The following is a 315-nucleotide window of genomic DNA, read 5'->3' as shown; positions in this document are numbered from 1 at the left end:
CTGTTTTTTCCATATAATCGATGGTAGAATTTAACTATCAAATAAAAAGCGCGCGCAGAGAGTTGAATATAAGACAAAACAGGGAGGTTTCAATCATGAAGCATAAATTAGTATCGGTGGTACTGTCGGCGGCCATGCTGGCATCGTCTTTAACAGGCTGTGGTTCCAAATCGGAGACAACGGCAAAAAATGACAACGGCACCATTACATTAAAAGTTTTCTAGAACCTGCCGGACAGAAAAAATGGTCAGGGTCTGGTGGAACAGATGATTATCGATGACTATATGAAGGAAAATACGAACGTGAAAATTGAAG

Annotated in this window: 1 protein-coding gene; it reads left to right on the top strand. The window is 40.3% G+C overall.

The features are described 5' to 3' along the window. Positions 1-95: 95 nt before the first annotated feature. Positions 96-224: a hypothetical protein gene (locus tag NE473_RS30815; protein ID WP_256265617.1), complete on the top strand. Its 129-nt coding sequence runs from the start codon at positions 96-98 to the stop codon at positions 222-224. The last annotated feature ends 91 nt before the right edge of the window (positions 225-315 follow it).

Origin of the sequence: Hungatella sp. SL.1.14 (assembly GCF_024460495.1) — a bacterium.
GTDB lineage: Bacteria > Bacillota > Clostridia > Lachnospirales > Lachnospiraceae > Hungatella > Hungatella hathewayi.
This window is presented reverse-complemented; position numbering and strand designations above follow the sequence as displayed.